The following is a 4,775-nucleotide window of genomic DNA, read 5'->3' as shown; positions in this document are numbered from 1 at the left end:
TTTGACCGTGCCATTATGCGTATTGAATTTCGTATCATCTAGACGCAACATAACTTCATACATATACTGTGCGTATGGACACTTCTTCGCTGATAGACCCAACCAATGTGACGACGTTGACCCTCGTCACGATCGCCATGATCATGGCAGTTGTGACCGTGAGTGATCGATTGTTGAACCGGCTGGCGCACGGAATTTTGCGGCTCGTGGTTCACGTTCCCGACGACCATCTCCTGGCCTCCACCGTGAGGTGGTGGCGTCGAAGACTGCTTGGATTAGCCAGCGGTGTACTCATTGGGACGGTCGTGTCAACGGGGCTTGTGTGGTGGTTTGGCATGAACCGTGGCGGCCCGGTGGTCGACCTGATCGTCGTGGGCGCGATGGCCGGCGGTATCGTCGGCGCAGCAGCGCAGGGGGTCCCTGTCTCCCGACAGGGACCCCACAGTGAGAATATGGCTCGATCCCGAATGCTACGGCTCTCGGATTTCACTCCGGCATGGCTCCGCTATTTCGCCAGAAGTGCGGTCGTCCTTGCCGTGCTGATGACCTTTGCGACCATGATGGCCGCCATGATCTCGCCCCGCGGCGGCGGCCTGTCGATCAACCTGTTCCTGTCACCGTCCTCTATCTTGGCAATCCTGGGCCTGGCGGCGCTGGTCCGATTCGAAATAAGCGGCCGACGAATCGTGCAGCGATCCACATCCGCCCACTCAGAGGGCGACCTGGCAAATGACAGTATTCTTCGGTGCCTGGCCGTGCGTGATCTAGCACAGGCGGCAGCGTTGGTAGGAGTTGTCTCGTCACTCTTTGCCCTCCCCGGCTTAGCTCTCGCAGTCGATTCCAGCCTGCCCACCCCCGACAATGTGCAAGGCTTCACGATCGCGGTCGCTGTTCTGGCGTGTATCGGGGCTTCCATCGCAATATTCGGCCCGGCGCGCATCCGTCCCCCCATGGAGACAGCGCCCCGGCGACTTCAGAACGTTGGGCAGTCGTCGTGATTGTCATCGACACTGCGACCTCCACGGCGCCGTTCGAACAAATCAGACGTCAACTCCGTCAGCAGATCCTAGCTGGCGAACTCATAGCGGGGACCCGCCTCCCAACGGTCCGGAGACTGGCGGCGGATCTTGGAGTCGCCACGAATACGGTCGCTCGTGCGTACAAGGAGCTCGAGGTCGCCGGGTTCGTGGTTTCTCGGGGACGCGCAGGAACGATGGTCGCGGCTAACGGCGACGCCGTCCGTCGCCAGGCACACGCGGCAGCGCTGACTTTTGCGCTCACCATGAAGACGCTCGACATCGCATGGGACGACGCCATCAGTCTCGCAGCCGCCGCGTACGCGCACGCGTAGGGGCGATGTTCCGATCGCTAATCCAAATCGACGCCCTCGCCACCGCTTGTCGACGTAGGCGTGTGGCACGACATCGATGGCCGGATCGGACCGAAGAGACGCGATGCAGGTCCAAGCGTCATCAAGGAAGCACTGGCTGTCCACCCGATGACCCGAGAGCCACAATCGCGCAGCCCTGAATTTAATCTTCTTAGTGGATGAGGCGTCCCGCTTGAGGTTCCCCTGCGAAACGTCCAGTGCGCCGGTCGCTCGCTCTGCAGTTTGCGTCGCTCAAAGTCCGGCTTGCATAACGCCGCCGTCGTGCTGGGCCTTACGCTGCCGTCGTAGGGCGGTGAGTGTGCTCGAGTCAGCGAGCTCGAGAGTTCAGTCCGAAGTCGATGGTCGAGATCAGCATCACCATCAGCACCAGGGCACGGTGCCGCCAGTACTGCAATCCACACCGAACTGGGTCTCGGCGGCGGGTCAACAACGCGTTGCAAACCTCCTGTGCTCGCTCGTTCCAGAAGTGTGGGCATTGCCCTCGGGCTGAGGTCGCTATGGTGCCCGCTGCTACGCTGATCGCCATGCACCAGCACCGATCTTTACTCGTTTTTCCTGTCGTGATTGCGATGACCCGGTCGGCTTGTGCCTCTTCACCCGAGCTCGATTGGGAGGCCGCGCAATCACAGGCGAATGCCTTCACCGAAGCCTCCTCGACGAACGCGAGTTTTCTCGGGGCCGGTTCGTTACATGCAATGCAGGACCCGCCCGCGGCATTTGGCGAGGGCGGGGCGACCTTGTCGTACCCGTCAGGCGTTCGCGTCGACGAAATCAGCGTCGCATGCTTCGGTGACGGTGAAGCCCGCTTCGGTGTCACCGTGCGCACAGGCTCATCGTGGACCGGCAGTGACTCCATCACCCTCGCCTGCGATAACGAAGTGCACACACTGCCACTTTCCACACCGCTCGAGAGTGTTAACGCGATCAGCCTGAACGGCACCGTCGAAAAGGGTGCTGGCGCAGTGATCGCAGCGGTCATTACAGGAACCGCCGAGCAGAGCTGATCCGCTCAGACTGGACAATCTGACTGGCGGCTTACGTCTAAAAGAGGGTCACTTCTTGTGGCCTATCGCGTCCCGCAAGAGGTTCCCCTAACGGTCGCCTTGGGCTCCGATGTCGTCGGCCGTGCGTTGAGTCATCCAATACGGTGTTGGCATGTCTCAAACCGTTTCCCTGATCCGCTCGGCCGCCCTTTCAGACGTGGCGCAGTACGCCTACGCGGCCACTGCTCCAGCCGAGGCGCGCCTGATCTTCTTCGCCGGTGCCTGCCCCTTGGACCTCGATGGCCGCACTGTTGGAGCCGGAGACTATGCAGCGCAAGCCGGCAAGGCGATGGAGAACCTCGCGCTAGCTCTCAAGGCGGCGGGAGCCCAACTCGAGAACGTGTTGAGCACGCGAGTTCTCGTCGCGTCTTCGAATCAGAGCGACCTGGTTGAGGCGTGGACGGTTATTCGTAAGGCTTTCGGTGGGCATGACGTGCCGAGCACGCTCATGGGCGTCACCGTTCTGGGCTACACGAATCAACTGGTCGAGATCGAAGCCGTCGCGGCGGTCATCGACTGACACGAACCGCCTGGACTTCATTCGCGCCAGCGCCAGGAGAAGCTTGTCTTTCAGCCGTAGCGCAGGCTGAGGTGATCACTCTTGTCCACGCGGATGGCAAATCTCTGCGCGAGGTACCGTGAATATATGATCGCGACAGAGGACTTCGGCCGCCGTTTCAGTGTGGACGTTGGCTCGGGCGTCCGGATCAATTGTTTCGACACCGGCGGCGACGGACTGCCCGTCGTTATCCTGCACGGGTTGGCTGGAAGCTCCCGCGAGTTCGCCGCTACTGCTCAGGCCCTTTCCGAATTCCGGACCATCTTGATCGATCAGCGCGGACATGGCCAGAGCACCACGATTCCCGACGATCTGTCCCGGGAAGCATTCGTGAACGATGCCGTGCAGGTCATCGAAGCGACGGTGGATACGCCCATCATCTTGATCGGCCAGTCACTGGGTGGCCACACTGCCATGCTCCTCGCCGCGACGCGACCGGATCTAGTCTCGAAGCTCGTGCTGCTCGAAAGCGGTCCCGGGGGCGGCAGTACCGCCGAGAATGAGCGGATGGGTGATTTCTTCCGGTCCTGGCCCGTTCCCTTTGCAAGTCAAGCGGCCGCCCGAGAATTCCTAGGAGACGGACCTCTGGCGCGAGCGTGGGCGGTCGACCTGGAGGAGAAAACGGATGGACTCTGGCCGCGGTTCAACGCAGACGTCATGGTCGCGACGATGAACAACGTCCTCCGCCCCCGCTGGGCTGAATGGGAGAGCGTCACAACCCCGACTCTCGTCGTCTACGCAGAATCAGGCATGTTCACCGCTCAAGAAGAGTCTGAGTTCATCGACCGCGGCCGAGACGTGAAACGAGCTAATCTCGCTGGGGCGTCCCATGATGGACACCTTGATGCCTTCAACTCGTGGATCATCGCGCTGCGTTCATTCGTCCTCAGCTGACATCGTCTCGGTGAAGTTTTCCCAGTTACGCATCATGGGAACGCGGGTCGTTCGACAGGTTGGCCCCAGCCATGCTTCACCAAACCTCCGGATTCGTGCGGTGTGATTGTGTTTCGTTTCGGTTCCAACCCGTTGCATCTCGATGAGTGGGCTCAATCCGTTAGAAGCTGCAGACCGTATGTCGGGAACGATGTCGTAGCCTCAGTCTCATGCCTCTCTCTGAGTACGTCAGTGCGATTCGCGGAATGATCGGGTCTCGACTTCTGATCCTGCCCGGTGTCACTGCGGTGATAGTCGACGGGGCCGGCCGCTATCTGCTCGCGCGGCATGTGGCGGGTGACCGGTGGGGATTCGTTGGCGGAGGTATCGAACCGCTGGAGGATCCTCGGGCAGCGTTGCGCAGGGAAGTACAGGAGGAACTCGGTCTTCAGGTCGACATTGTCGCCGTGCTCGATAGCTATGGTGGCGCCGACTTGACCAACGAGTATCCGAACGGTGACGTCGTGAGCTACGTCACGACCGCCTACCTCTGCCGCCTCGCCGAGCAACCGCCCATCCTCGAGAAAGCGGAGTTATCCGCCGTCGGCTGGTTCTTTCCCCCGGAAATCAAACAGCTCGATCGATTCGAATGGATAGATCGAGTCATTGACGACATCCGCCCGGATCTGCACAGGCCCGATTCAGCCCAAAAGGCATCCTTTCACGCGATCACCTAGGAGACAGCACCTTGGACATCACGTTTACGGCGCTGGACCTGCCCGCTGACCACGCTGCGCTTGTGCAGTTCATGCTGTCGAACGAGTTCCCCTTCCACATCAACGCCAGACCGACCCGCACTGATCTTGAGCAGAAGATCTCCGAGGGTGCATTCTGCGGCCCCGATCACGCC

General features: G+C 60.8%; 6 protein-coding genes and 1 pseudogene. All 7 read left to right on the top strand.

Features of this window, described 5'->3' with window-relative positions:
• Positions 1 to 74: 74 nt before the first annotated feature.
• The 7 genes and pseudogenes from JF66_RS15115 to JF66_RS21850 all read left to right on the top strand — a co-directional run bounded on the left by JF66_RS15115 (position 75) and on the right by JF66_RS21850 (position 4,602).
• Positions 75 to 998, top strand: a complete 924-nt coding sequence (locus JF66_RS15115; protein ID WP_035879337.1) for a hypothetical protein — start codon at positions 75 to 77, stop codon at positions 996 to 998.
• Positions 899 to 1,207 (top strand): annotated as a pseudogene (locus JF66_RS25380) (GntR family transcriptional regulator); the annotation flags it as partial. The gene JF66_RS15115 and the pseudogene JF66_RS25380, both read left to right, overlap by 100 nt.
• A gap of 6 nt (positions 1,208 to 1,213) precedes the next feature.
• Entirely contained in the window at positions 1,214 to 1,351 is a 138-nt protein-coding gene (locus JF66_RS25375) for a hypothetical protein (RefSeq protein ID WP_369798040.1), read from the top strand.
• 377 nt (positions 1,352 to 1,728) lie between these two features.
• Positions 1,729 to 2,394, top strand: a complete 666-nt coding sequence (locus tag JF66_RS15105; protein ID WP_156109834.1) for a hypothetical protein — start codon at positions 1,729 to 1,731, stop codon at positions 2,392 to 2,394.
• A 151-nt stretch (positions 2,395 to 2,545) separates the two neighbouring features.
• Positions 2,546 to 2,953, top strand: a complete 408-nt coding sequence (locus JF66_RS15100) for a RidA family protein (RefSeq protein ID WP_035879334.1) — start codon at positions 2,546 to 2,548, stop codon at positions 2,951 to 2,953.
• Between the two features lie 126 nt (positions 2,954 to 3,079).
• The gene (locus JF66_RS15095; RefSeq protein WP_051973599.1) at positions 3,080 to 3,886 is read left to right on the top strand and encodes an alpha/beta fold hydrolase; all 807 of its coding nucleotides are present in this window, start codon (positions 3,080 to 3,082) and stop codon (positions 3,884 to 3,886) included.
• 209 nt (positions 3,887 to 4,095) lie between these two features.
• Entirely contained in the window at positions 4,096 to 4,602 is a 507-nt protein-coding gene (locus JF66_RS21850) for an NUDIX domain-containing protein (RefSeq protein ID WP_051973598.1), read from the top strand.
• The last annotated feature ends 173 nt before the right edge of the window (positions 4,603 to 4,775 follow it).

It is taken from the genome of Cryobacterium sp. MLB-32 (genome assembly GCF_000738085.1).
In the GTDB taxonomy this organism is placed as follows: Bacteria; Actinomycetota; Actinomycetes; order Actinomycetales; family Microbacteriaceae; genus Cryobacterium.
Note: the sequence above shows the minus strand (reverse complement) of the source record. Positions and strands in the feature narration are given on the sequence as shown.